This is a genomic window from Saccharospirillum sp. MSK14-1 (assembly GCF_003054965.1).
Classification (GTDB): domain Bacteria; phylum Pseudomonadota; class Gammaproteobacteria; order Pseudomonadales; family Natronospirillaceae; genus Saccharospirillum.
The window spans coordinates 360,793-386,266 of record NZ_MIES01000033.1 but is presented as its reverse complement, the minus strand read 5'-3'; the positions used below and the strand labels follow the sequence as shown (position 1 = coordinate 386,266).

General features: G+C 57.3%; 28 protein-coding genes. 15 read left to right on the top strand and 13 right to left on the bottom strand.

All coding sequences use genetic code 11. The features are described 5' to 3' along the window. Positions 1-56 precede the first annotated feature (56 nt). On the bottom strand, positions 57-323 hold the full coding sequence (locus BGP77_RS10715) for a hypothetical protein (protein WP_108164727.1): 267 nt from the start codon (positions 321-323) through the stop codon (positions 57-59). Between the two features lie 142 nt (positions 324-465). Between BGP77_RS10715 and BGP77_RS10710 the strand changes: the two genes are divergently transcribed. Next, positions 466-1,368, top strand: coding sequence for a LysR family transcriptional regulator (locus tag BGP77_RS10710; RefSeq protein ID WP_108164726.1), 903 nt, complete (start codon positions 466-468; stop codon positions 1,366-1,368). A 55-nt stretch (positions 1,369-1,423) separates the two neighbouring features. Next, positions 1,424-1,807 (top strand): MAPEG family protein, encoded by a 384-nt coding sequence (locus tag BGP77_RS10705; protein WP_158269346.1) that lies wholly within the window; start codon positions 1,424-1,426, stop codon positions 1,805-1,807. Between the two features lie 15 nt (positions 1,808-1,822). On the opposite strand, the gene BGP77_RS10700 is transcribed toward BGP77_RS10705, so the two are convergent. Both BGP77_RS10700 and BGP77_RS10695 read right to left on the bottom strand, forming a co-directional pair. Next, entirely contained in the window at positions 1,823-2,506 is a 684-nt protein-coding gene (locus BGP77_RS10700) for a hypothetical protein (RefSeq protein ID WP_199224259.1), read from the bottom strand. Positions 2,507-2,588: 82 nt separating this feature from the next. Further along, a complete protein-coding gene (locus BGP77_RS10695; protein WP_108164724.1) occupies positions 2,589-4,283 on the bottom strand; it encodes an L-lactate permease in 1,695 nt (564 codons plus the stop codon). A 157-nt stretch (positions 4,284-4,440) separates the two neighbouring features. Here BGP77_RS10695 and BGP77_RS10690 point away from each other — a divergent pair, with 157 nt between their 5' ends. From BGP77_RS10690 to BGP77_RS10675, 4 genes are all read left to right on the top strand, one after another. Beyond that, positions 4,441-5,304 carry a putative selenate ABC transporter substrate-binding protein gene (locus tag BGP77_RS10690; RefSeq protein WP_108164723.1) on the top strand — a complete coding sequence of 288 codons (864 nt, stop codon included), beginning with the start codon at positions 4,441-4,443 and terminating at the stop codon, positions 5,302-5,304. 11 nt (positions 5,305-5,315) lie between these two features. Next, entirely contained in the window at positions 5,316-5,990 is a 675-nt protein-coding gene (locus BGP77_RS10685; protein ID WP_108165948.1) for an ATP-binding cassette domain-containing protein, read from the top strand. Further along, on the top strand, positions 5,987-7,486 hold the full coding sequence (locus BGP77_RS10680) for an ABC transporter permease (protein WP_199224258.1): 1,500 nt from the start codon (positions 5,987-5,989) through the stop codon (positions 7,484-7,486). Before BGP77_RS10685 ends, BGP77_RS10680 begins: the two co-directional genes overlap by 4 nt. A gap of 85 nt (positions 7,487-7,571) precedes the next feature. Next, entirely contained in the window at positions 7,572-8,651 is a 1,080-nt protein-coding gene (locus tag BGP77_RS10675) for an NADH:flavin oxidoreductase (RefSeq protein WP_108164722.1), read from the top strand. Between the two features lie 2 nt (positions 8,652-8,653). On the opposite strand, the gene BGP77_RS10670 is transcribed toward BGP77_RS10675, so the two are convergent. Further along, positions 8,654-9,547: an NAD(P)-dependent oxidoreductase gene (locus tag BGP77_RS10670; RefSeq protein WP_108164721.1), complete on the bottom strand. Its 894-nt coding sequence runs from the start codon at positions 9,545-9,547 to the stop codon at positions 8,654-8,656. A gap of 178 nt (positions 9,548-9,725) precedes the next feature. On the opposite strand from BGP77_RS10670, the gene gcvT reads away from it, so the two are divergent. After that, positions 9,726-10,853: a glycine cleavage system aminomethyltransferase GcvT gene (gene gcvT, locus BGP77_RS10665; RefSeq protein ID WP_108164720.1), complete on the top strand. Its 1,128-nt coding sequence runs from the start codon at positions 9,726-9,728 to the stop codon at positions 10,851-10,853. Between the two features lie 3 nt (positions 10,854-10,856). Here gcvT and glp read toward each other — a convergent pair whose 3' ends face one another. The 4 genes from glp to BGP77_RS10645 form a co-directional block, all read right to left on the bottom strand. Next, a complete protein-coding gene (glp, locus tag BGP77_RS10660; protein ID WP_199224256.1) occupies positions 10,857-12,098 on the bottom strand; it encodes a gephyrin-like molybdotransferase Glp in 1,242 nt (413 codons plus the stop codon). A 125-nt stretch (positions 12,099-12,223) separates the two neighbouring features. Further along, positions 12,224-14,449 carry a TonB-dependent receptor gene (locus tag BGP77_RS10655; protein WP_108164719.1) on the bottom strand — a complete coding sequence of 742 codons (2,226 nt, stop codon included), beginning with the start codon at positions 14,447-14,449 and terminating at the stop codon, positions 12,224-12,226. A 77-nt stretch (positions 14,450-14,526) separates the two neighbouring features. Continuing rightward, positions 14,527-15,519 (bottom strand): FecR domain-containing protein, encoded by a 993-nt coding sequence (locus BGP77_RS10650; RefSeq protein ID WP_108164718.1) that lies wholly within the window; start codon positions 15,517-15,519, stop codon positions 14,527-14,529. Continuing rightward, positions 15,519-16,025, bottom strand: a complete 507-nt coding sequence (locus tag BGP77_RS10645; RefSeq protein ID WP_233252342.1) for a sigma-70 family RNA polymerase sigma factor — start codon at positions 16,023-16,025, stop codon at positions 15,519-15,521. The genes BGP77_RS10650 and BGP77_RS10645 overlap by 1 nt, the downstream gene beginning before the upstream one ends. A gap of 230 nt (positions 16,026-16,255) precedes the next feature. Between BGP77_RS10645 and BGP77_RS10640 the strand changes: the two genes are divergently transcribed. Genes BGP77_RS10640 through BGP77_RS10630 form a run of 3 tightly spaced genes read left to right on the top strand, consistent with a single transcriptional unit; the run spans position 16,256 to position 18,150 of the window. Next, entirely contained in the window at positions 16,256-17,008 is a 753-nt protein-coding gene (locus BGP77_RS10640; protein WP_108164716.1) for an energy transducer TonB, read from the top strand. A gap of 25 nt (positions 17,009-17,033) precedes the next feature. Continuing rightward, positions 17,034-17,738, top strand: a complete 705-nt coding sequence (locus BGP77_RS18295; RefSeq protein WP_370446836.1) for a MotA/TolQ/ExbB proton channel family protein — start codon at positions 17,034-17,036, stop codon at positions 17,736-17,738. 1 nt (position 17,739) lies between these two features. Next, positions 17,740-18,150 carry a biopolymer transporter ExbD gene (locus tag BGP77_RS10630; RefSeq protein ID WP_108164714.1) on the top strand — a complete coding sequence of 137 codons (411 nt, stop codon included), beginning with the start codon at positions 17,740-17,742 and terminating at the stop codon, positions 18,148-18,150. Positions 18,151-18,181: 31 nt separating this feature from the next. Here the strand turns inward: BGP77_RS10630 and sufT are convergent, their stop codons facing one another. Both sufT and BGP77_RS10620 read right to left on the bottom strand, forming a co-directional pair. Beyond that, a complete protein-coding gene (sufT, locus tag BGP77_RS18405) occupies positions 18,182-19,030 on the bottom strand; it encodes a putative Fe-S cluster assembly protein SufT (protein WP_108164713.1) in 849 nt (282 codons plus the stop codon). Positions 19,031-19,135: 105 nt separating this feature from the next. Beyond that, complete coding sequence (locus tag BGP77_RS10620; protein WP_108164712.1) at positions 19,136-19,726, bottom strand: CGNR zinc finger domain-containing protein; 591 nt, start codon at positions 19,724-19,726, stop codon at positions 19,136-19,138. An 89-nt stretch (positions 19,727-19,815) separates the two neighbouring features. On the opposite strand from BGP77_RS10620, the gene BGP77_RS10615 reads away from it, so the two are divergent. The 4 genes from BGP77_RS10615 to BGP77_RS10600 are packed head-to-tail and all read left to right on the top strand — an operon-like array spanning position 19,816 to position 22,334. After that, entirely contained in the window at positions 19,816-20,616 is an 801-nt protein-coding gene (locus BGP77_RS10615; protein ID WP_108164711.1) for an alpha/beta fold hydrolase, read from the top strand. A gap of 25 nt (positions 20,617-20,641) precedes the next feature. After that, a complete protein-coding gene (locus BGP77_RS10610; RefSeq protein WP_108164710.1) occupies positions 20,642-21,214 on the top strand; it encodes a uracil-DNA glycosylase family protein in 573 nt (190 codons plus the stop codon). Then, complete coding sequence (locus tag BGP77_RS10605; RefSeq protein ID WP_108164709.1) at positions 21,211-21,936, top strand: SDR family NAD(P)-dependent oxidoreductase; 726 nt, start codon at positions 21,211-21,213, stop codon at positions 21,934-21,936. Before BGP77_RS10610 ends, BGP77_RS10605 begins: the two co-directional genes overlap by 4 nt. Further along, a complete protein-coding gene (locus BGP77_RS10600) occupies positions 21,933-22,334 on the top strand; it encodes a GNAT family N-acetyltransferase (protein WP_108164708.1) in 402 nt (133 codons plus the stop codon). The genes BGP77_RS10605 and BGP77_RS10600 overlap by 4 nt, the downstream gene beginning before the upstream one ends. Here the strand turns inward: BGP77_RS10600 and BGP77_RS10595 are convergent. Next, entirely contained in the window at positions 22,331-22,717 is a 387-nt protein-coding gene (locus BGP77_RS10595) for a YchJ family protein (protein ID WP_108164707.1), read from the bottom strand. The genes BGP77_RS10600 and BGP77_RS10595 overlap by 4 nt on opposite strands. Next, on the bottom strand, positions 22,714-23,733 hold the full coding sequence (locus tag BGP77_RS10590) for a DUF3549 family protein (protein WP_108164706.1): 1,020 nt from the start codon (positions 23,731-23,733) through the stop codon (positions 22,714-22,716). Before BGP77_RS10590 ends, BGP77_RS10595 begins: the two co-directional genes overlap by 4 nt. A 130-nt stretch (positions 23,734-23,863) precedes the next feature. On the opposite strand from BGP77_RS10590, the gene BGP77_RS10585 reads away from it, so the two are divergent. Next, positions 23,864-24,193: a YqcC family protein gene (locus BGP77_RS10585; protein WP_108164705.1), complete on the top strand. Its 330-nt coding sequence runs from the start codon at positions 23,864-23,866 to the stop codon at positions 24,191-24,193. 14 nt (positions 24,194-24,207) lie between these two features. On the opposite strand, the gene BGP77_RS10580 is transcribed toward BGP77_RS10585, so the two are convergent. Then, the gene (locus tag BGP77_RS10580) at positions 24,208-25,413 is read right to left on the bottom strand and encodes an HD-GYP domain-containing protein (protein ID WP_108164704.1); all 1,206 of its coding nucleotides are present in this window, start codon (positions 25,411-25,413) and stop codon (positions 24,208-24,210) included. Positions 25,414-25,474 lie beyond the last annotated feature (61 nt).

Below are 25,474 nucleotides of genomic sequence, written 5' to 3'. Positions count from 1 at the left end.
CACAAGCTCCCAAAAAAAGGCGCTTAGTGTCGCACAGTGGTCCAGCGGCCTACACCTCAGCCGGTACGACGACGCTCCTCTTTACGCTGTGATAACAAAGCCCGAGCATCAACATCCATTGGCAACGCCAGCGCCTCGAGCAAATCGGAGCGGCGATGCCCCATGTCTTCCAGCAAATGATCGTCATAGTCCAGCAAGCGGGCCATACGCCGGCGGCGCTGCCAACAGACCAGGCGACGCTGGAGTTTTTCCAACCAGACCGGGCGGTGCAAATGACCCACCTGGGGTTCCAACGTACTGTTACACACTGAATTCATTGACATAGCGACCTCTCTTGCCGGCACACGGGGCCGGTCGGTTCAGGGTTTCAGTCCAGTGGGTCGCGACCACGAGCATCAGAATGGCTTGACATATGAATTTAGACAAACTAAAAAAACTATATCCTATGTTTAGGAATTCTAAACGATGACCGAAGCCAGCAGCACATCATCACTGCAAACGCCACTGCCGTTGCTCGACAGCGATCTGGTGCGCACCTTTGTCGCCATTGCTGAAACGGGCAGTTTCACTCGCGCCGCGCGTCAGGTGTTTCGCACCCCCGGCGCACTGAGCATGCAGATCAAACGTTTGGAAGAAACCTTGGGTAAGGCTCTCTTTGTGCGCGATGCGCGTCAGGTTCGACTGACGCCGGAAGGTGAGGTGTTACTCAGCTTTGGGCGGCGCCTGCTTAAGCTGAATGAAGAGGCCGTGGCTCAGTTCCTGGCGCCCAGCCTGGAAGGACAGGTCCGCTTTGGCACGCCGGATGACGTCGGTACCCGAGTGCTGCCGGCGGTGTTGGCACAGTTCGGTCGCTCTCACCCGGCGGTTCAGGTCGATGTCATCGTTGGCAGCAGCCGCGACCTCTTGGCCCGGCTCGATGCCGGGGAGCTCGACATTGTTCTGCTGACCGCAGGCAACGACGGTCAGGACCCAAGCCGCGGTGAACGCGTTCATACTGAAGAACTGGTCTGGGCCGGTCGCAAAGGTGGCATTGCCCAGCAGCGTTCTGTGTTGCCGGTGGCCCTTGCCCGACATGGTTGTTGCTGGCGGACCAAGGCAGTTGATGCCCTCGACAGCGCCGGTCGCGATTATCGCGTGGCTTACAACAGCGAAAACTGCGCCGGGCAAGTGGCAGCGGTCATGGCCGATCTGGCCGTCGCGCCTTTGCCGCGCAACATGGTTAAAGCGCCCCTGTGCATTCTTGACGAAACCGCCGGGTTGCCTGCCTTGGGTGACTATCAAGTTCTGATGGAAAAACGGGACGGCCGCGGACCCGCGAGCGATGCACTCGCCGGCTATGTCATCGAACAACTGCGCCATCCCCATTAGCCAGAGCGCACCCGCTTCTCTACAATCGCCTGCGGTTAACTCATCGGATGTCCCCATGTCTTTCTACTGGTTCAGTTTGTTTGTCGCCGCTAACGCTCTGTTGCTGCTGATACTTGCCTTGAATGTGTCGCTGGTGCGGCGACGATTCAAAATCTCTAACGGTGATGGTGACCAGCCCGAATTGCAGCGTGCGATTCGCGCCCACGCCAATGGCGTTGAATACACGCCTGTATTCGCCTTGCTGGTACTGACGCTGTCATTGCAGTTAGCAGCCGACTGGCTGCTGGCGGTTCTGGTGATCGGCTTTACGCTGGGACGGGTGATGCATGGGCTGGGCATGATCAAACCGGTGAAAGGATTGCGCTTTTGGGGCGCCGTCATCAGCTACCTGTGGACAGCGGCCGCCATTATCGCGCTCTGTTGGAATCTGCTGAATTAAGCGGATCCTGCGCGCTCAGCGCAGGTAGATTTCACCGCTCTGGTAGAGTGAACGGCAATCGTCGGCATCGTGAAAGCGATCACTGACATTGTTCATCGACGCCGCACCGGGACCGGCAAACCGTGGATCGTCGCACTCACCATCGTTTGCCCAGGGGCTGGTGTTATCGCCCCATTCAATGTCTGAGGCACTTTGCACATCACCGGTCGACGCTTCCCAGACCGGTTGCGTTTCAGAAATTTTCAGTTGAGCGGGTGGGAATTCGCCCACTTCGTAGGTACCAATCCAGATGTTGTAATTACCGGATGACGGGTTCGACAACACAATACCTGGGTTTGTGCCCGCGGTGTCGCTGGCAAAATCATCGCTGCAATGCCAATTGCCATCGGCGTCATAGACCACCAGGGTGGTATCGGCTTGGGAGTCGACATACAGGGCCAGCGAATGGCTGCCCGCGTCGTAGTTCAGATCAACATCCGGGGCGTTACTGATGTACCCCGAACAACTTTGATGAGCCTCGCTGGCCGCGTATTCACCACCGGCGGTTAAAGACACCACATGGGGGTCCGGTAAGAAACCGGCGCTCAGATTGACCGAGCCATACGTCGGCTGCGCGGTCCAATCCGCCGCTTGTGCACCGCCGATGGCTGCGATTGACACCAGGCATGCAACGGCAACCTGTACTGCTGTCATCTTCATGAACCACTCCTTCCCTTTGGCTGTTCTGCAAACTGAGTCTGCCAATATAGCGAAGAAATACCTTTTCAACACCCCGGCCGGATCACGACATGGTCGGGTCTAGTATGCCAACACCATAGACCATGGCCACGGTGATCAATCCCGCTGCCACCAGATAATAGAGCGTCGGCAGAATCGTCAGGCGCAGCGTCCGCCCTTCCTGGCCCAACAAACCGACGGTGGCAGATGCCGCCACGACATTGTGAATGGCAATCATATTACCTGCCGCTGCGCCCACTGCTTGGCTCGCCACCATCATAGCGCCGGAAACGCCGAGCAGTTGCGCGGTGTTGAATTGGAAATCCGACAGCATCAGGTTCGACAAGGTATTCGATCCCGCGATAAAGGCGCCTAAGGCACCGACGGTCGCGGTAAAGAACGGATAGACAGCGCCGACGGAAACCTCAACCAACTCGGCCATAGCCCGTGGCATGGATGGCAAATCAGCAGCATTCACGCCTGAATTGATCAAAATGCGCACCATGGGAATGGTGAACACCAAGACAAAACCGGCGCCCATTAAGGTGTGAGTGGATTCGCCCAACGCGGTACGCAACTCACTGAGCTTAATGCGCTGCACCAACAGGGTGACCAACACCACCAGCACCATGATGCCGCCGGGCAAGTACAGCGGCTCGATATAACCACTGACGCCTTCCTGACCCAGAATGTTGTTCCAATGAACGGCCAGAAAGCGGATGCAAAATTCCTTGATCGGTTCAAAAGCACGAGTGATCACCAAGGCCAGCGCCAACATCAAATAAGGCACCCAGGCCAACAATAACGGCATCGGTTTGTGGTGCGTCAAATCATCCAGATCAATCTTAACGGTGCCCAGCCATGTCGCTGGCCATTGCTCAGCCGGAGCAAAATCCCAACGCTCTTTGGGCATCAAAAAACCATGCTGGGCGGCAGGCACGACAATCGCCAGACCGACCAAGGCGCCAATCATCGACGGGAATTCCGGACCGAGAAATACACCCGCGGCCATATAGGGCAAGGTAAAGGCAGCGCCCGCGAAGAGGGCAAAAGGCGCGATAGCCAAACCATCACGCCAGGATTTTTTCTCCCCAAAAAAGCGGGTCAGCATCAGGCACATCAGCAATGGCATTAGGGTGCCGATCACGCCATGAGTGAGCGCAATTTCCGACACCATTAATCGGTAAAATTCCTGCCAACTGCTGCCAGACGCCAACAGCGATTCGGTAATGCCCGCTTTATCCAAACCGCCACTGACACCCACCACAATGGGCGTTCCAACCGCGCCGAAGGAAACCGGGGTCGATTGAATCATCATGCCCATGACCACCGCCGCCAAGGCAGGAAATCCCAAGGCAACCAGTAACGGCGCTGCAATAGCCGCGGTGGTGCCAAACCCCGACGCCCCTTCCAGAAAACACCCAAATAGCCAGGCAACAATGATCACCTGTATGCGCCGGTCCGGGCTGATGTGGGAAAAACCGGCACGGATGGCTGTTAGCGCACCAGAGACCTTTAAGGTGTTCAATAAAAACAGCGCACCGAAAATAATCCACAGAATGCCGGCGGTCAGCATCAACCCTTGCAGCACTGAGGCCAGCACTCGAATGGCGGGCATCTGCCAGGCGACCAGTGCCATGACGATGGCCACCACCAAAACAACCGGCATGGCACGCGAGGCGGGCCAATGAAACCCGACCAGTAATATGCCCGCCAGTAAAATGGGTAAAAAAGCGAGTCCGTAGAGCAAGATATCCATCTCGGTTCCTTCCTGTTTTTAATCAAGATTAACTTAATCTAGATCGTCGTGATGACAACCGTCTTGCTGCAGATCAAAGAGACGTCCGATCGTGGCAATCTGATATACTCGCGCGCTCGTTTCCATCACTTCATTTCGCTGACCCTAAGGATCTTTCATGCGTGCCACCACCGTTTTGCAAGGACTGTTGTTGAGCTTGGCAACCAACATTGCCCTGGCTGATACCTTCGTATTCACCGCCATTCCCGATCAGGACGAGCGTCGCTTGACCGAACGCTTTGGTCAGATCGCTGACTACCTGGCAGCCGAACTCGACGTTGAGGTCGAGTACATTCCCGTGAAAAGTTACGCCGCCGCCGTGTCGGCCTTCCGCAACGATCAGGTTCAGCTGGCCTGGTTTGGTGGCCTTACCGGCGTACAGGCACGGCGGCTGGTGCCGGGCAGTCAGGCCATTGCTCAGGGCGTTGAAGACACCGCTTTTAAAAGTTATCTGATTGCTCACAGCAGCACTGGCTTGGCGCCAATGGATGAGCTCGACGACTCACTGCAAGGGCTGAGTTTCACCTTCGGTTCCAAAGGCTCCACGTCCGGTCGACTGATGCCGGAATATTTCCTGCGTGAAGCCTTGGGCAGCGCACCGGAAGACGTGTTCAGCCGAGTCGGTTTTTCCGGCGACCATTCGCGCACCATTGCCTTGGTTGAGTCCGGTGCTTACGAACTGGGTGTATTGAATTACGCCGTCTGGGATGCGGCCTTTGAGGCAGGCGAAATCGATTCCGATGCCGTTCAGGTGATTTGGGAAAGCCCCACTTACCCGGATTATCAATGGACCATCCGTGGCGATGCCGACGCCCGTTTTGGTGAAGGCTTTATCGACCGAGTCCAACAAGCGCTGCTGAACATGACCGATCCGACCTTGCTGGCTGCCTTCCCGCGCTCCGGCTTCGTTCCCGCCAGCAATGCCGACTATGCGCCGATTGAAGACACCGCCGTCAGCATTGGATTGATGGACGCCGAGTGACCGGACGCCAGATGAATAGCACCGCGCCCTTGTTCAACGTTAACCAAGCTGAACTTAGCTTGGGTGGCCGCGTGATATTGCGCGACCTGAATCTGCAGATTCACAGCGGTGAACGCGTGGCGCTGCTCGGCGAATCGGGCAGCGGCAAGACCACCTTACTGCGCAGCCTACGTCAGCAACATCCAGCCGAGGTCGCCTGGTGTCCTCAGCAAGCGTCACTGGTGCCGCTGCTGAGCGTTTTTCACAACCTCTATATGGGCCGCCTGGATCAATACCACACGCTCTATAACTTGCGTAATTTGGTTTGGCCGGCGGCAGAACGCCGTCGCGAGGTCAGTGCATGGGCTGAGCGATTAGGGTTAGAAGGCCGATTGAATTATTCGGTCGACCGGCTTTCTGGTGGTCAGCAAAGCCGAGTGAATCTGGGTCGGGCACTCTACCAGCAACGACCGGTGTTTATCGGCGACGAACCGGTGTCGGCCGTGGATGAACACCAGGCCGACGATCTGTTGCGACTGATCATCGAACGCCACACCACCGTGATTCTGGCCCTGCATAACATCGAGCAGGCACTGACGCATTGCCAGCGCATCATTGGCCTGAAAGACGGTCGCGTCATTCTCGATGCACCCAGCCGCGAATTAAAGGCGGCGGATCTGGCCGCGCTCTACCCCGCTGCCGTATGAATCCATCGCGCACCAATCCTGCCCAGACCAATTCAGCCCGCGCCATGGTACGGACCAGTGGCTTGCTGTTAGTGCTGGCATTGCTGTGCCTGCCCTGGGCAGATTTCAGCGTGCAAACCCAAAGCCCCGGCCGTGAATTGACCAAGCTGATGCAGGGTCTGTTCATGCCCGTCTGGCCAGAAACCGGCACCCTGCTTTCAGCGTTGCTCAATACGCTGGCCTTTGCGTTCGAAGGCGTCGCTCTGGGAGCCATCTGGGGATTCGTTCTGGCGCTGCTGTACCGCTGGCAAGCGGTGCGCCTCTTTGCAGCATCGATCCGCGCCGTCCACGAACTGTTCTGGGCGTTGATCTTTATTCAGCTGTTCGGTTTGAGTACGCCGGCCGGTGTGCTCGCCATCGCGGTGCCTTACGCGGGAATTTTCGCCAAGGTGTATGGTGAGTTGTTCGAGGAAGTCGACCCGGCGCCAGGTCAGGCATTACCCGCTGGCACCTCGCGTTTATCCGCGCTGTTATTCACCACCTTGCCTCAAGCCTGGCCACACTTGGCGGCTTATACCCGGTATCGGTTGGAGTGCGGTTTGCGCTCTTCAGCGGTACTGGGTTTTATCGGCTTGCCGACCTTGGGTTATCACCTGGAAAGCCTGCTGCGTCAGGGTTTCTATGCCGAAGGCGCTGTCTATTTCTACGCCTTGCTGGTGCTGATTGCGACCTTGCCTTGGTGGTGCCATCGCCGAGCGTTGCCGGTATTTTTAATCGGCTCAGTGTTGTGGTTGCCGCCGCTGACATCACTCAACCCGGCATTAATGGCACGATTTCTAACCCACGACATTGTTCCAGCGCCGTTACGAGCAGGAGATCCCTCGTCGCTGCTGCCCTGGTTGAGTCAGCTTTGGTTCGATCAAATTGCGCCAGGCCTGGGTAATACACTGGTGCTGGCCATGCTGGCGCTGGTGGTGATGGCGTTGATTGGCTTACTCAGTTTCCCGATGGTGTCTCGCCTGTTTGGCCATCGTGCCAGCCGGGGAGCGGGCCATCTGCTGTTAGTGGTGTTGCGTTCGCTGCCGGAATATCTACTGGCTTTTATGGCGTTGATTCTGCTCGGCCCGTCGATGTTGCCCGCTGTGTTGGCGCTCGGACTTCACAATGGCGCCATCGTCGGCCATCTGGTGGGTCAGTACAGTAATGCGCTGCAACTGCGAGACGACGCCTCGCGCGGTTTGAACCGTTATTTTTTTGAAGTGCTGCCACGCCAGTACCGTTTGTTTCTGGCCTTCACGCTCTACCGTTTCGAAACGGTGATTCGTGAAACCGCGATCCTTGGCATGCTGGGCATTCCAACGCTCGGCTTTTTTATTGATTCGGCCTTTTCCGAATTTCGTTTCGACCGGGCACTGGTGCTGCTGATCGCGACGGCGCTGCTGAACATAGCGGTCGATGCCGCCGCCCGACGTTTGCGTCAGCGGTTGCACCTCAATCAACCATTGCATTATTGCTGAGTTGCCCCGACCTCACGTAACCAAAAATATGACATGAGTAATGTTCCACTCATGGTTTCATCGTTTCCAACACCGAGGTTTCGTGATGACTTCTGCTGCCGACCTGTTCACGCCACTCACCTTGAAACGTGGCCCCGCTGCGCCCAATCGTCTGGTGCTGGCACCGCTGACCAACACCCAAAGTTACGCCGACGGTACCCTGGCTGAAGATGAATATCGCTGGTTAACACTGCGCGCCGAAGGCGGTTTTGGATGGGTCACCACCTGCGCCAGTCACGTTCAGCCGAGCGGCCAGGGCTTCCCCGGTCAGCTGGGCTGCTTTAGCGACGATCACTTGCCCGGCCTGACCCGACTGGCTGAGGGTCTGCGCGAGGCGGGAGCACTGTCATCCCTGCAATTGCACCACGCGGGCATTCGCGCTTTTGATGGTGTTACCGACAAGGTTGGTCCGTCGGCCCACGCCGAAACCGGCGCCCGAGCGATGAGCGAAGCAGAGGTCGAGCAGTTGGTCGAAGACTTCATCCGCGCCGCCCAGCGTGCTGAGCAAGCTGGGTTTGATGGCGTGCAGATTCACGGCGGCCACGGCTACATCCTCACTCAGTTTTTATCGGCGCAATACAATCAGCGTGACGATCGCTGGGGTGGATCGTTAGACAATCGCGCGCGTCTGTTGTTTGCGATTCTCGATGGCATCCGCGCCACCTGCCGACCGGATTTTCAGATTGGAGTGCGCATTTCCACCGAGCGTTTTGGTCTGGAATTGCCTGATATGATCGAAGTCGCGCGGCAATTGCTGGCCAGCGATGCGCTGGATTATCTGGACTTATCACTGTGGGATTTCACCAAGCAACCGGAAGACTCTCAGTTCGCGGGTCGCACCTTGATGTCGCTGTTCACCGAACTGCCACGCGGTGAGATTAAGCTTGGTGTGGCTGGGAAAATCATGTCAGCAGCCGACGCCCGGGCCGCGCTTGACGCTGGCGCTGATTACGTTGCCATTGGTAAGGCGGGCATCATGGCACACGACTTTCCAAAGCGTGTTCAGGCCGATGCCAATTTCGCATCGCCCGCCCTGCCTATCGCCGCCGCGCAACTGGCCAACGAAGGCATCAGCCCAACCTTAATGACCTATCTGCGCGGTTTTCCGGGCTTTATCGCCGACTGACTTCAGTCGGCGTTAAGCACATCCCGCCAAGAATATTGTGGCGCGAAGCCCAGCAGGCGTCGCGCCTTTTTGTTGCTATAAAAGGTTTCCCACTCACTCATCTCAGTCTTAATCGGCACGTCCGGATAAAAGCGTTCGATCACTTCCGGATTGCTGAGGCCAACCGACAAATCGTCGTTGGACACGTTAAACACTTCGTAACCCAAGCCATCGGTCTGCAAACAGCACTCCACCATCTGACCCAGATCGCGCGCATCGATATAAGCGAAAATATTCCGACGGCGCAGTTCCGGTTGGTCCATAAAGGCGGGAAAATTCTCGGCGTATTCGTGCGGTTCAATGACGTTGTTAATGCGCAAGCCATAGATGTCGATACCACTGCGCGCCTGAAACGAACGGGCGGTGACTTCGTTGACCACCTTGCTCATCGCATAGCTGTCTTGTGGCACCGTTGGGTGCTCTTCATCGACCGGCAAATAATCCGGCTGCTTTAAGCCATCGGCGAAGCACACGCCGTAGGTGGTTTCGCTGGACGCGAAGATCACCTTGGGAATACCCAGCTTGGTGGCCGCATCGAGTACGTTGTAAGTGCTCAGAGTATTGATGCGATAGGTTTCGTTATCGGGCCGGAACAGAATGGCGGGAATGGCGGCGAAGTGCACGATGGCATCGTAGCGCGGCACACCCTGGCCAGGTTCCAGTTCATCGAAGTCGGCATAAGCCTGGCAGGCGTTAAACACCTGGCCGGCATCGGTCAGATCAATCTTTAAGGTTTTGATGCCCGGCACGTCGGAATCGGCCCAGTCCAGGTTAGTAATGCGATGGCCCTGATCGCGCAGATAGGCAGTGGCATGACGTCCGGCTTTACCGCTGCCGCCGGTGAATAACAGTCGCATAAGAATCCTCGGTTTGCTCAAGGTGAGTACGGCGCTCATGCTATCAGAAAGTGATTGCCGCGAGTTTTCTTGTGTTTCCTATTGGAAACTTTGCTATTGGAATGACGCAGGCTTTGTTGCATCATCGCGCCAGACTCGCACCGCACTGCGGCCCAACTGCCTGCCAATGGAGACGCCCATGAGCGCCAGCCCGGACAACCTGAACACTACCCCGCTGACTGACCTGCACATCGAACTGGGTGCGCGCATGGTGCCCTTTGCCGGTTATTCGATGCCGGTTCAGTTCCCGCTCGGCGTGAAAGGTGAGCACTTGCACACCCGCACACAGGCCGGTTTGTTTGATGTCTCTCATATGGGCCAGGTCAAACTCACCGGGCCTGAGGTGGCGGCTGCACTGGAAACACTGGTGCCGGTGGACGTGATTGATTTACCCGAAGGTCGTCAGCGCTACGCGCTCTTTACCAATGCCGACGGCGGCATTCTCGATGACCTGATGATCACCCATCAGGGCGACGGCCTCTATTTAGTCGTCAACGCCGCCTGCAAAGCCGAAGACATCGCCCACCTGCGCGCCAACCTGCCGGCTGAGATTACCGTCACCGAACTGAGCGATCGTGCCTTGGTTGCCTTGCAAGGACCGAAGGCGGTCGACGTCTTGGCGCGGTTTCAGCCCGCGGTGCACGATCTGGTGTTTATGGATAACCAGCAACTGGCCATCGACGGTGTCGACTGCTTTGTCTCGCGCAGCGGCTACACCGGCGAAGACGGCTACGAAATTTCCATTCCAGCCGACTCAGCAGACGCTCTGGTGCGCAAGCTGCTGGCCGAACCGGAAGTGGAACCCATCGGTCTGGGCGCGCGCGATTCACTGCGCCTGGAAGGCGGTTTGTGCCTCTACGGTCACGACATTGACACCACCACCACACCCGCCGAAGCCAGCCTGATCTGGGCGGTCTCCAAGGCGCGCCGCAACGATGGCGAGCGCCCTGGCGGTTTTCCGGGTGCCGAGGTGATTCTCGGTCAGATTGAACGCAAAGATGCGCCCCGCAAACGTGTTGGCCTGCTGGGCCAGGGTCGCGCACCGGTTCGTGAAGGCACGGAACTGTTCAATGCAGACGGCGATAAGATTGGTGTGGTCACCAGTGGCACCTTTGGGCCGAGCGTTGAAGCCCCGGTGGCCATGGCCTATGTCGACACCGCCTTCAGCGCCATCGACAACAACATTTTCGCCGAAGTGCGCGGTAAGAAGCTGCCGATGACCGTCGCGAAAATGCCCTTCGTCGCCCCAGGTTATGTCCGCAGCTGACGCTTAACTGGAAAAAAGCGCATCGAACAACCACAGCGTGACCGTCTCACCGGCGGCCACGCTGCCGCGATCCTGCTCCAGCGCGATGTAGCAGTTGGCTTCAGTCAGCGAACCGAGAATGTGAGACGCCTGCTGGGCGCGCGTTGGTCGCACCTCGACACCCGTTTCCGTTTGACGCCAGACGCCGCGCTGGAAATCCATTCGGCCGGGGGTTTTACGAATGGCCTCGGTAGTGGTCGCGCGCAAGCTGGGCAAGGCTTTATCCGGCTGACCTTGCAACTGACGAATGGCCCGCGTGGCAACCAGATGGAAGGTCACCAATGACGAAACCGGATTGCCCGGCAGGCCGATAAACCAACTGTTACTGAGACGACCAAACGCCAGCGGTTTGCCCGGTTTAATCGCCAGCTTCCAGATTTCAATGTCCCCCAGTTCGCCCAACACCTGTCGGGTGTAATCCGCCTCACCCACACTGACACCGCCACTGGTGATCACCAGATCGCATTCCGTGTCGGCCTGTTGCAGCACCTGGCGTAAGGCATCGGGATCGTCGGCAACCACCCCGTAATCGTTCACCTGAACACCGAGCCGGGCCAACAGGGCGTGCAACGCCGGTCGATTGGAATCATACAGATCGCCCACGCCCAGCGTTTCATCCGGCTGGCGCAGTTCATCGCCGGTGGCCAGCAAACCCACCTTCAGTCGCGGCCGCACACTCACCTCAGCGCAACCCACACTGGCGAGCAGCGCCACATCCTGCGGCCGGATGCAGTGGCCTTCGGGCAATAGCCGATCTCCAGCGCGACAATCTTCCCCAGCGCGGCGAATGTTATTGCCTTGCTCCGGGACTTTCTCAAAGGTGACGCCGCGGTCACTGACCTCAGCCTCTTCCTGCATCACCACCGCATCGCACCCGGCGGGCAAGACGGCGCCCGTCATCACGCGTACGCAATAACCCGGTTTAAGCGGTTCGGTATAGGGTTGGCCAGCCAAGGAACGCCCTTGAATCGGTAACGGCTTATCGGCCAGAAGATCGGCACGACGCAGGGCGTAACCATCCATCGCCGAGTTGTCCCAGGCCGGTACCGGCGCTTCTGCGCGGATGGACGCGGCGGTGATCCGACCCACACTGTCGGCCAACGCCACACTGCCAGCGCCACTGAGCGGCACCAGGCGCTCAAGCAAATGCGCCAAGCCATCCGCCAACGGCATCAGACCCGGACGATCGGAACAGCCCATGGACATTTCCCCCTGTCTTTGAGGCACCATTTTGAACAAAGGTGATGACCCTGACCAGACGGAAAAGGCCACGATCGTCACAAACCGACCGTGGCCTTGAAGGGGAAAATGATGGATTCAGCCGTTATTGCTTAAAAACGCCAGCTGGTTTCCAGGCGAATGTCGCGACCGGGTTCCAACTGACCAATCACCATGTCGTAACCGGAAAAATGCTGGTAGCTGGCGTTGGTCGCGTGGTCGAGATACGCCTCGTTAAACAGGTTGCTGACGCTCAGGTTGAATGCCAGTCCATCGACCCAGCCGGGCTGGAAGCGCGCGTAGGCATCATGCACCTGATAGCCCGGCTTATCGATGTCGCCGGCGGACGTTTCAAGGTCATTCAGATCCTGCACCCAGGTCAGTTCCCAACCAAATTGCCAGGCATCATTCATCAGCCAATCCAGACTGGCCGTCAGGGTATTGCCGATGGAGTTACCGACGCCAGGATGGTCGTAGGCGTTCAGCGGCTCATCTTCCAACTCAGCGCTATTCACGTGATAACCCAGCTGCCCGCTCCATCGGCCCAGTTCAAAACCGCCACTGAGCAAAACACCCTGAGTGTCCAGGGTGCCGATGTTTTCATAATGGTTGGTGTAGCCCGGCTCTTCGATCACGTTATCGATGCGTGACTGATAGACTTTGGCCGCCACAAACCACTGGCGTGTTGCGTATTCAACGCCCACTTCCCGGTTACTGGCCCGTTCCGCTTTCAGGTCCGGATCATTGGTGCCGCCATCGAGCACGAAGGCATCGGGCGACAGCGGACCACGGAACGCTTCAGCGTAACGCACATAACTGCTCAACGCCTGCGTTGCTTGCCAGGTCACTTGCGCATTGGGGCTGAAACCCGCTTCTTGGTAGCGCTGATCGTTGTGATCGGTGCGGTCATAAGCGTCGTAACGCGCGCCGGCACTGAGTTGCCAGGCGTCGTTCAACTGCCAGTTGTCCTGCGCATAAACACCGATCACGGCATTGTTATCGCGTTGCTCATCCGGATCGGTATTGGCAGGCCCCGCCGTCAATTCATCATGACGATAATCAACACCCAGCGTCAGTTCATGAGCGCCAGGTTTAACCCTGTTCTGCAGATTCAGCCCCTGGCTGACTGAACGACCGGTGTACAGACCAAAAGCACCGTCCTGGGTTACCTGGGAATCGGTGTTGTACAGCGTCACGCCCAGGTCCAGCCAGTCATGATTGGCCGGTGCCCATTGATAATTGACGGTTGTCGTCGCGCGCTCAATCTCCAGCGGGTACAGCGGGTTGGACGCCGCACCGGCCCATTGCGGGCGGCGCGGACGCTCGCCGTCATCGATGCGATAGTCGTAGCTGACTTTGAGCGTTTGTGCGTCCGTTAGCTCACCGACTAATTTGGCAAATCCCATCTGCTGCAGCGATGCAGTTCCCGCCATGGTATCGCCGTTGCCGTCTTCAACGTCGTCCTGTTCAGCCTGGCTGACTGACAACAACGCACTCCAGGCATCGGTTATGCGACCATATCCGGTCAGATTGATTTTATAGCCGTCACCATTGGTGAAATACGCGCTGGAGACTTTGCCGCCAAACCGCTGATCGTCAGCCAGCAAATCGTCCGGATCTTTAGTGACAAATCGGATGGCACCTCCGAGTGCACCCGGACCGGCCGTCGCTGCGCCGGCACCCGCTTCGACTTCAACCCGTTGCAACAAATCGGGTTCGATACTGAGTCGGCCCGCGTGATGATACAGACGACCGGATTGACTGGCGCCATCAATGGTGATGTTAAGCAGTGGATCTTCCAGGCCGCGTACATAGACTTTCTCAGCCACCGCTGACGAGCCACCCACACTGACGTCTGGTTGCTGGCGAAACACTTCATTCAGATCCGATGCCTGACCACGCTCAATAGCATCGCTGCCAACCACGGCCTGGCGCTGGGTCGGATCAATGCCATTGCCCGACACGGTGACCGCAGGCAGCACGCCGTCATTGGCCGCCTCCAAAGTAAAGCTGCCTTGGGCCGTGCGCACGGCTCGCAAACCGGTGCCCGCCAGCAAAGCATCGAAACCGGCTTCGAGAGTGAATACGCCATTTAATCCCGCACTGGTTTTACCGGCGGTCTGCTCAGCGTCGACCGCCAGTAAGACGCCGCTGGCGCGTGCAAAGTCATTTAAGGCACGATCCAAAGGGCCAGCAGCAATGGAAAAATTCTGACGACTCTCTTCAGAGGTTTCCGCTAACACGGGCGTCGTTGACGCCAAGAACGTCAAAGGCAGCAAGGCGGCTATCAGCAATGGGGGCAGGCTTTTAGCGCCCGGTTTCAAGGGTAATGAATGCATGGTAATTCCTCGTTCAGGGTAGAGAAAAACAACGTGTTTTCCTGTTTCCCGAACGAGATAAAAAAAGTGCTAATCCATCAGCGAATTTTTTTCACTGACACCCAAAACGGCAGCCGGTTGTTCACCTCAATGGGCAACGCACTTTCCAGCATCGACAAGGCTTGATCGGTATGACGGACCGGGAAGGTTCCGGACACCCTCAGTTGCGCCACCTCGGGCGAGTACTGAATGACACCGGAGCGATAGCGGTTCAGTTCGTCGAGCACCTGACCCAGTGGCTGACGTTCGACAACCAGCCGACCTTCTGCCCAAGCGGCTCTGGGTTGCGCGGGTTCGACAGCGTCAATGCGTTCAGCGCTGTAATGAGCGCTCATACCCGCATCAATTACCTGAGCCTGAGACGACTGATAAGGCCGCAACCGAACCGCCCCCTCGAGCACCGTTAACTGACCGCGCCCGTCATCGGTTTGTCGCACCACAAAGCGCGTGCCCAATGGTTCTAAACGAGCCAGCTCGGTCGTGACCGCAAAGGGACGTACGGGTTGCTGAGGGTCCGCTGCGGTTTCAATCAGAATCTCGCCGCCCAGGAGGACTAATTGACGCTGCACAGCATCAAAGTTCAGATTGACCGCCGAAGCGGTATTCAGCGTTAAGGCACTGCCATCGGGCAGCGTCAGCGCGCGAATCTCTCCGGTCGCGGTGCGAATATCGGCTCGGTAACGGCGGCTCCAATCACTTTGGCTCACGCCGTAACCACCGAGCAAACCGACGCCCAACACGCTCAGTAACTGCAACGCCTGGCGCCGGGTAACGGCTGCTTTGTGCGCCGCTCGCAATCCTTGTGCGGCCGCCGGATCCGCCACCGCATCAAGGCGCTGATGAACCGAATGCACCCACTGCCAGGCCCGTTGCTGTTCGGCGCCTCGCGCTAACCAGCGCTGCAAATCGATATCGGTTTGGGCGCCGTTGTCATTGGACCACAGCTGAACCAGCCAACCGAGCGCTTCATTCATCACCGGTTGGGACACGCCGGCACGATCGGCCAGTTGTTGCACTTGGGTGTCGGCCATTACGACACCGTCTCAAAGGTCATCAAACAGAGGGTCGCCGCCTTCAACATATAATGCCGAACTGAAGCGACGGACACCGACAGGCGCTCGGCAATCTGGGCGTAGGTCAGTCCTTCAAAACGTGACAGCAAAAACGCCTGACGCACTTTTTCTGGCAACGTATCCAGCGCCTGATCGAGGTGAGTGAGTACTTGCAGAGTCATGTGTTGCAGCTCAGCCGATGGCACCACAGGCTCTGGCAACGACCGCAATGCTTCCAGATACGCCTGCTCCAACGCTCTTCGGCGATGCATATCAACCGCCAGTCCGCGCGCAATCTGGGCCAGAAAGGCGCGGGCACGATCCGGTTCTGGCAGCCGACCCGCGACCATCAGTCGAACATAGGTGTCCTGACTGAGGTCCGCCGCGTCGAACTCACAGCCCAGTCGGCGGCACAGCCAGCGATACAACCAGGGCTGATGTTGGTGATACAGGGTGGCGACTCCGGATCTGGAAAGTGCGTCCACATCCAACCTCTTCACATTTACAAATAATAATTATTATCATTCTACTCTTCGGGATGCGCATGTAAACGGACTTCAAAGTTGAGATTGGCTCTCAACCGCCCTTGATAGTTGTTCTTGGCAACTTTAAGCTTGGCGCCCGCTGGACTTGCCTTCGCTCGTCAACGACGCTGATGGCGTCGAGTTCAAGCCAGCCCTTTCAATCACCCACAGACAGCGATTAACGACTGACGATGAATGACAGCACTCACCATTGGCGCACCATCAGCCTGAACATTGCTGTCGTCCTGTTCGTTATGGGGTTACACGCGGCGGTTTTGGCGTCCGCATTCCTGGCCGGCCCGTCCGAATCCTTGGTGGTTGAACCGCCAACCGTCAGCGGCATGCTGATTCCTGTGCCCCCGGCTGAATCCGTTCAGGCACCGGCCGCCGCGACCACGCCACCGGAACCCGAGCCAGAACCGGAGCCGGTGGAAGAACCGGAGCCGGAACCCGTTCCTGAACCTGAGCCAGAACCCGAATCCATTCCGGAACCGGAACCGATTCCAGAACCTGAGCCAGAACCGGAACCGATTCCAGAACCTGAGCCAGAACCGGAACCCGTTCCAGAGCCAGAGCCGGAAGTCGAAGAGGCATCAACGCAGCCCGTCAATGAAGCACTGGCTGAGCTGGATACCGAGGACGCCGAATCCGAAGGCGCGCCCATCGTGGCACCGCGTTCCGATGCGGCTCATCTGGACAACCCGTCACCGGCCTACCCTCGGCGCTCGGCCCGATTGGGTCATGAAGGTCAGGTGGTGTTGGACGTACTGATTCTCGCCGATGGCAGCGTGGGTGACATTCGCCTGCTCGAGTCCAGCGGCTACGACCGCCTCGACGAAACCGCCATGGATGCGGTTCGGCGCTGGCGCTATGTGCCAGCCACACAGAACGGCGAACCCATTGACTACTGGTTCCGCCAACCCATCAATTTCGAATTGGAGTGAGCACGCTGTGATACAGGAAACCCCCTTGGACAATCCTTACGGCCTGGAGGCTTTGTGGACGCAAGGCGACGCCATCATCAAGGGTGTGGCCATCCTGCTGTTGTTAATGTCCGTGGCCAGTTGGTTGGTGATTGTGATCCGTGGCCTCGACCTGTGGCGGCTGCGACGCCAGGCGAAATCCCTGGATGCATTCTGGCAGGCGCACGATTTCAACGAAGCGCTTGAGCATCTGCAACCGGCAACGCCGCAAAACCCGTATCGACTGCTGGCGGTCAAAGGCCGCGACGCACTCGACTATCACCGCACCCACGGCGATAACCTCAACAGTCAGTTACCGCTGACCGAATGGCTGACCACCGCCATCGGCAGCGCGCTGGATGAAAGCCGCGAGCGTATGCAACGCGGGCTGGCGATTCTGGCGTCAGTGGGTTCCACTGCGCCCTTCGTCGGTTTGTTCGGAACCGTCTGGGGGATTTATCACGCTCTGGTTGGTATTGGCGTGTCCGGTCAGGCGAGCATCGACAAAGTCGCCGGCCCGGTCGGTGAAGCGCTGATCATGACCGCCTTTGGTCTGGCTGTCGCGATTCCGGCGGTGCTGGGTTACAACGCCATCACGCGAGGTAACAAAGGCATTCTGGGCCGGCTGGATCGTTTTGCCAGCCAGTTGCACGCCTATCTGATCACCGGCACACCGACGGTGATCAAAACCGGCAAACGAGGAGTGAACTGAGATGGCCTTTGGCGGCGGCAATCAAGACGACGAGGTCATGAGCGAAATCAACATGACGCCCCTGGTGGACGTCATGTTGGTGCTGCTGATCATCTTTATCATCACCGTCCCGGTGATTACCCATTCGGTGAATCTCGATTTACCCGAAGCGGACAACACCCCGACCGAACCGACGCCCGACACCATCACCATTTCGGTCGGTGTGGGTGGCGAGCTGAGCTGGAACAGCACAACGGTGAGTTTCGACGAACTGGAAAGTCGACTGGCGGCGGCGGCGGCACGGGAACCGCAACCCCCCATTCATTTGCGCGGTGATCGCGCGGTTGCCTACGAGCATGTCGCCAAAGCGATGGCCGCGGTTCAGCGTTCGGGCATTCAGTCGTTGGGATTTTTGACTGAACCGGGCTCGTAACAAAGATCCATCACCCGGTGGATCACACGAATTAGAAAAACAGCCCGGTTTCCAGCCGGGCTTCTTCGCTCATCATATGCTGCTGCCAGGGCGGATCGAACACCAGCTCGACATCGGTTTGCTGCACATGCGGCACCTGCGCCAGACGGAATTTCACATCACCCACCAGCACATCGCCCATGCCACAGCCTGGCGCGGTCAGCGTCATCTCCACTGCAACGCTGTGTTTTTCCTGATCGATATCGAGCTTATAGACCAGACCAAGGTTGACAATATCGACTGGAATTTCCGGGTCATAGACCGTCGCTAACGCCTGCCAAACCTGATCTTCACTGATACGACCATCGGCTGGCGCATCAAAACTCAAACCGTTGGGCTCCAGGCCCAGAGCGTCGGCATCACTGCCATCAACGCGCACCATGTTGCCGCCGTAAATCAGCGTATAACTGCCACCGAGTGATTGGGTGATGCGCACTTCGGCGCCTTCGGGCAAGGTCGTTGCGGCGCCGGACGGCACCTGTCGCGCCGCGCAATCGCGCAGCAAAATTCGAGTATCACCCGCACTGCCAGGGGTTTTGGCGTTCGGCGCTTTGATGGTCAGCCGCTGGCCGCGCTCATCATCCTGCACGCCCATTTCCAAGTCTTTCAGATACGGCAGGCTGGCTTTTTCCAGAAATAACACCAAGCCTTCACCGACTTCCAGCCGTGTATCGGTCGGCTGTTCTTCACCCGGACGGCAATAGGCCAGACAGGTTTCCGCACGCGGTGTGCCCGGGTCGCTGACAAACAGTCGCGCGGCCATGCCCTCCACTTTCTGACGCGCCAATAACTGATTGAGAAAATCGCGTGCAGCGGTGGAGATTTTCAGGCTGGTTTCCATGCATACCTCGGCAGGTGAAGCGACGTTAATTGGCGCTATACCTGAGTGCTTTACTCAACTATTTCAAGGCCTGAAACTGCGCTTTCCGCGCCGACCGGTTTGATATCAACGCGCCTGCCGATGCCGCGCCACCTTTTCCCGGTTGCCACAGCTTTGCATTCGGCACCAGCGACGTCCGCGACCCCGACCATGATCAATGAACAAACCGGTACAGCGACCGCATTCTTTTAACCGGGACAAATCGCTCTGTGACAGTAAATCCAATAGATCAAGGCCCAGTCGAACGCCAATCAGACTGCCTTGCACGCTGTTATCGACCTGCCAACTGAGCGCTTTTCCATCCTGGGTCACCAGCGTGGACGCGGACAAGGCCGCTGCAGCCGTCTGTGCCAGTTCATGCAGATCGCCGGAGTCGGGTTCACGCTGAGCGGCTCTGGCACTGAAAACCCGATAGCCGGTTTCACGTAACGCCAGCAATCGCTGATATTCCGCCGTCGCGCGCTTGTCCGGCCAGGCCTTCAGGTCGGCCGCTTCGCGCTGATCAATCAACTCAAACCGGACCGCCCAATCCAACAATGCAGGCCAATCGGGTAAGGCACTGGCCGAGCGCTGCTTGTCTTCCTCATCGATGCTGTTGAGGAAGTCGAGAAAACGATGCCCACCGAAGGGCGTTAGGATCTGCCAGGCGTGATTCATGTCTGTAACCTATAAATTTTATTTAATGGTTGCAATCTTTATTGAGCCAAATACCATTAAAACGAATTTAATGGTTACAGGAGAGCGTCATGTTGAATCTGGATCATCGCTTCGATTTCGAAGGTCATGCCATTGCCTGGGGCACGTTCGGCGCAGGACCCGCGCTGGTGCTGGTGCACGGTTTTCCCTTTTCCAGTCAGGTTTGGCGACGCATTGCGCCCAGCCTGGCGCGGCGGTATCGATTGTATTGCTTTGACCTCTTAGGCTCCGGCAGGTCCGACAAGCCACATGAGGTTCCATCGCAAACACAGGGACGCCTGCTGAAAGCCTTGCTCGACCATTGGCAACTAGACCACCCTGACGTGCTGGCACACGATTTTGGCGGCCTCGCAGCGTTGCGTGCGCTCTTTGTTGAAGGCGCACAATTGGGTCGGCTGACCTTGTTGGATGCGGTGGCGGTGCTGCCTTCCGGGTCACCTTTCTTTGCCCATGTGCGTGAGCACGAAGCCGTTTTCGCTGGCCTGCCCAGCTACGCCCACCAGGCCATGTTTGAGGCCTACATTCAAAGTGCGGCCTACCACACCTTATCCGCCGAAGCGCACCAAACGTATTTTCAGCCGTGGCAGGATGCCGCCGGACAGGCGGCGTTTTATCGCTGGATTGCGCAGTCAAACAGCGCGGCCATCGAAGAGCTGCAACCGCTGTATCAACACCCGCCCTGCCCGGTTCGATTACTCTGGGGGGCGGAAGATACGTTTATTCCGCCGGCGCAGGGCCAGGAACTCGCCCGCCGACTGCACCTGCCTCCACCCGAACTGATTCCCGGCGCGGGTCATCTGGTGCAGGAAGACGCCCCTGAAGCCTTGGTCGGTTTACTGCTGACCGATTAGGGGCAAGCCTTGTTATCATGGCCGCATGTCCGATGATCTAATAGCCAGGGTCCGCGCCTGCCAGTTGTGTCAGGCCGCATTACCACGCGAACCCCGTCCCATTGTGCAGTTCCATCCGACGGCCCGCCTGCTGATTGCAGGCCAGGCTCCCGGTCTTCGGGCGCATGAGGCGGGTCAGCCGTTTCTCGATGCCAGTGGTGAGCGCTTGCGAACCTGGCTCGGCTTGGACAAAACACAGTTTTACGACCCATCACAGGTTGCCATTATCCCCATGGGTTTTTGCTACCCTGGCCGTGCTGCCAGTGGCGATGCACCGCCACGACCGGAGTGCGCATCGACCTGGCGAGTACCGCTGCTGGAGCAACTGACCTCAGTGCAATTAACACTGATCATCGGCCGTCACGCCTTAAACTGGCACTGGCCTGAGGCCACTGATTTAACCCATGCGGTTCGTGCTGGCCTGAATAATAACCGCCAGGCTTTGCCCCACCCCAGCCCGCGCAATAACGTCTGGTTAAAACGCCATCCCTGGTTTGAAACTGATATCCTGCCGCCACTGCAACAGGCGGTGAGCAAAGCAATAGGAGAGCAATCATGAGTGACAAACTCTGTTTAATGACCGGCGGTTCCCGCGGTCTGGGTGCGGCGTTGGTTGAGCAATATCAGCAACAGGGCTGGACGGTGCGTGAGTTCTCCCGCTCCGGGTCTGGCGAGGCACATTTCGATGCGGATTTCAGCCGACGCGAAAGCGCCATTGACGTGATAGACGCCGAATTCCGCGCCCAAGCCAGCCAGGATTGGGACGAAGTAGTGCTGATTTTAAACGCCGCCCAGATTGGCCCGATCGGCCCCCTGCCCAGCAGCGCGCCTCGCGATTGGTGGCAGAGTCTGGATGTGAATCTGACGCTGAATATTTCCGCAGCGGGATTATTTCAGCAACATTTCCAGCACTCACCCGCCCGCAAAACACTGGCGGTCATTTCATCCGGCGCCGCTCGAATGGGGATGGGCGGGTGGAGCTTGTATTGCCTGGCCAAAGCCGGCTTGGAACGTTTGGCGGAATCGATCGCTGAAGAGCAACAAAACGCCGATCATCCGATCCAGACATTGAGCATCAGCCCAGGGTTGATCGACACCCAGATGCAAGCTGAAATTCGTTCCAGTGACGCCGATAACTTTGCCGATGTTGAAGAATTCATTGCCTTTAAGGAGCAAGGTGCTCTGGTCGATCCGAATCGCGTTGCAACCGCTGTGCGGCAACTGATCGACTCACCCTTTCGCAGTGGCGAGTTAAAATCGGTGAGCGAGATACTGTCGTGACCGTCGAAATCAGCAGCGATAAAAACCGTCTTGATCTGGATGTGATCCACGGTTTTTTAACGCAGAGTTACTGGAGCCCGGGCATTGAACGTGAACGCGTTGCACGCGCCATTGCGCATTCATTGTGCTGGGGAATGTACAGCGACGGTCAGCAAATTGGGTTTGCGCGAGTGACCACCGATCAGGTTCACTTTGCCTATCTCGCCGATGTGTTTATCGTACCGCAAGCACAGCGCCAAGGACTCGGTCAGCAGCTGATAGAAGCGGTATTGGCCGATGAACGACTGCAAGGATTGCGGCGCTTTATGCTCGCCACCAGCACCGCTTCGAGTCTGTACGAACGCTATGGCTTTGAAGCGGTCACTGAACCAAATAACCTGATGCAACGATCGTATTAATCGCCCGGCCAGGCCTCAATTTCATCGAGATATACCCAGCGTTTTTTGTGATGGGTAAAACGGGAAATTTCATGCAGGCTGTGTTCGGTTTTCTCGTCGTCTTGATAACGTGCCCGAAACTCAACGTACCCTTTTTTGAAACCGGTTTTGCTGCGCAAAACGTCCAGACCCAGCCAGGTCGTGCCCTCCAAATCGGCGGGCTGTAAATCCGGGCAGGTGCTGGGATGCCAGCTCGCCAACAAATAAGAATGGTTGCGCCGAACAAAGGCCGTGTAGCGACTGCGCATTAAGGTTTCACAATCCGGCACGGTAGCGCCCTGGTCGAGATAGCGGCCACAGCATTGCGAATACGACAACGGACGACCACAAGGACACGTGCTCATTGCACACTCCGGCTGGCGTTAATTAACCCACCAATGGCACGCGCCAAAGCGTCAGAACGATTCGGATGGCGCATCACTTTTAATACCAGACCCGACAACCCCGGCTGCAATGCCAACCCTTGCACCACACGATTAAACCCATCCTGATCGGCCAGTTGCGCCAAGCGATCGAGTGCCACCAGACTCAATTCGGTATCGTCCAGCAACGCTGGGTGGCGGGTGAATATCGCCAACACCAGATCCAGAGACTGTGTATGGCGATTCAGCGCACGACTGATAAAAGCGCGCACCAGCCCGATCGCATCGCTTTGCGATACAGCCCGAACCGCGCAGGTATCGGTTGTCTCATTCGCCTGTGCATCCGCTATCGCAATAATCGCATCAGCCAACGCCAAAGTAGGACGATGATGTTCAAGCATTTGCAGTAATTGATGGCGCGGTTCATCCGGCAGTTCTGGCAATCGTTTAGCCAGCTGTTGTTGTGCTTTATCGTCAACCGATTCCAACACCTCCGCCAGCCCTTGCAGACCCAGAGCGGGCCAACTCTCCGGATCAGCCGAGCCCAACAGATAGTCTTGCGCTGCTGCGTAATACTGACTGGTCGGCGCTCCCAAAATACGACCGGCGCGCGCATGCAGGGCGGCCATCTTGGCGTCGTCCGGTTTGAACTGATAAGGATGATCCGTCAGCAATCGCTGCCGTTCCGCAGTGTCCGTTGTGGCCAACGCTTTCATAAAACGATTGAGCACATCGGTGGCCACTGGCGCGGGTAAACCCGCCTGTTCGTCCAGCGGTAATTTCATAAACCAGATGGCGTGTTGCTCGCGATTGTCCGGATGCCACAGCAACAGCACCAGCCAAGCGTGATTGAGGTGTGGATAAGGATAAGCGCCGCCTTGATCAAAGCGTTGCCAGTCGTCTTTGGACAGTCGCCGTAACTGACTGCCGAGATCGAATAATCGGTAGCGTGCACCGCTTTGTTCAAGAAATTCACCGAGGCGAGTAGGAGCTTGCATCTTGTCTACACTGGTTAAAAAAGCGCCGCTTATTCTACACGCTCGGCCGATTGCCTGACAGATTGGATTGTTGCAGCTAGAATTCAGCGCGAATCAATCATCCACCCACCGATAAAGACCCGGAGTAACCGTGGCTCAGATTGCAACTTTACTGGATAACCTGGAAGCCGAACTGCGTCGGCTGAACTTGTGGAGTGACGTTCCACCCAGCACCGAAGCCCTGGCAAGCACCGCGCCTTTTGCCGTGGATACGTTGTCGCTGCCACAGTGGTTGCAATGGATCTATATCCAGCGTTTGCGCGCTCTGCTCGACGCCGGAAAACCACTGCCCAATGGTGCTCTGGTGAAACCTTATGCCGACCAATATTTTGATCAGCAAAACGACCTGCCCGCGCACCAGCTGCTGCATATTATTGACCGTATTGACGGCGAATTAGGTCGGCCTGATCAGCATCAATAAGACCCATTTTCCGGTCAGATATAGTCCGACAGTTGTACGCCTTCCTTGAACGGGTCGAGCGCGCGCTTAATGCCGTCCTGACAACCGGGCACTGACAAATCCAACACCCGCCAGGGAACCGGCTGCCCGGTATCGTAGTTCTTAAACAACCGCACGGTAGGTGTCATCTGATCGTGCTCATTAATTTCAATCACCACGCCCATCAACCCACTGTTCATTTCCACGAGTGACCCCACCGGAAAGATGCCCATACACTGGATAAAAATATCCACCAGGTTTCGATCCAGATGGTGGCCGCTCCACTCGATGAGTTTCTTCATCGCGGCGGTCGGCGGAATGCCACGGTGATAAACGCGATCGGCGGTGATGGCGTCATAGACATCTACGATGGCCGTCATACGACCGTACTCGCTGATTTGTTCACCCTTCAGCCCCATCGGATAACCGCTGCCATCCATTTTTTCATGGTGCTGTGCCGCGACCTGAATGGTCAGTTCCGATACGCCCTCGGTCTGCTCAAGAATTTCCTTACTGTGCAAAGCGTGGCGTTTAATGATTTCAAATTCTTCATCGCTGAGCCGGTCCGGTTTATGCAAAACCTCATCGGGAATCATGGTCTTGCCAATGTCGTGCAACAAAGCGCCGACCATAATCTGGTGCAAAACGTCGAAAGGTAATTTGCGGAAGCGGCCGTATACCGACATCAGTACCGACAGGTTCACCGAGTGCTCCATCAGATACGAATCTTTGTGCCGGATGCGTCCCAGACAGGTCAGCGCATTGTGATTGCGAAAGACCGATTCCAACAATCCATCGGCAACACTGTTAACCGAACTCATGTCGATGGCCCGGCCCAGTTTGACGTCGCCCATCAGGGTATTAATCAGCGTCTTGGCTTCGCCGTGCAGTTCATCGGCGCGTTCGCGTTCGCTGGCCAGCTCAACGCGCGGCCGGTTGTATTGGGTTTGCTCGCCAACCTTCAGTAACTGCGCCTGATTCTCGCGTTCAATCTCTTCCATTGGCACGCCATCGGAGGAGTCCAGACCCTTACTGGTATCAATATAGATTTGGCGAACGCCCAGTTTGCGGATTTTCTCAATAACGGCGTCAGAGCCAATTTTGCCTTGCCGGCTGTAGTTGTAGTGCGGGATCCAATCGGTATTCATGTCGGAGATATACATCCCGACTTTGAGACTGCGGATGGGAATGCGTTTGATCATCGGTGAACCTGACCCAAAAAGTCCGTTTTCGGGTCAAGTTTAGTACAAAACTCAGCGTCAA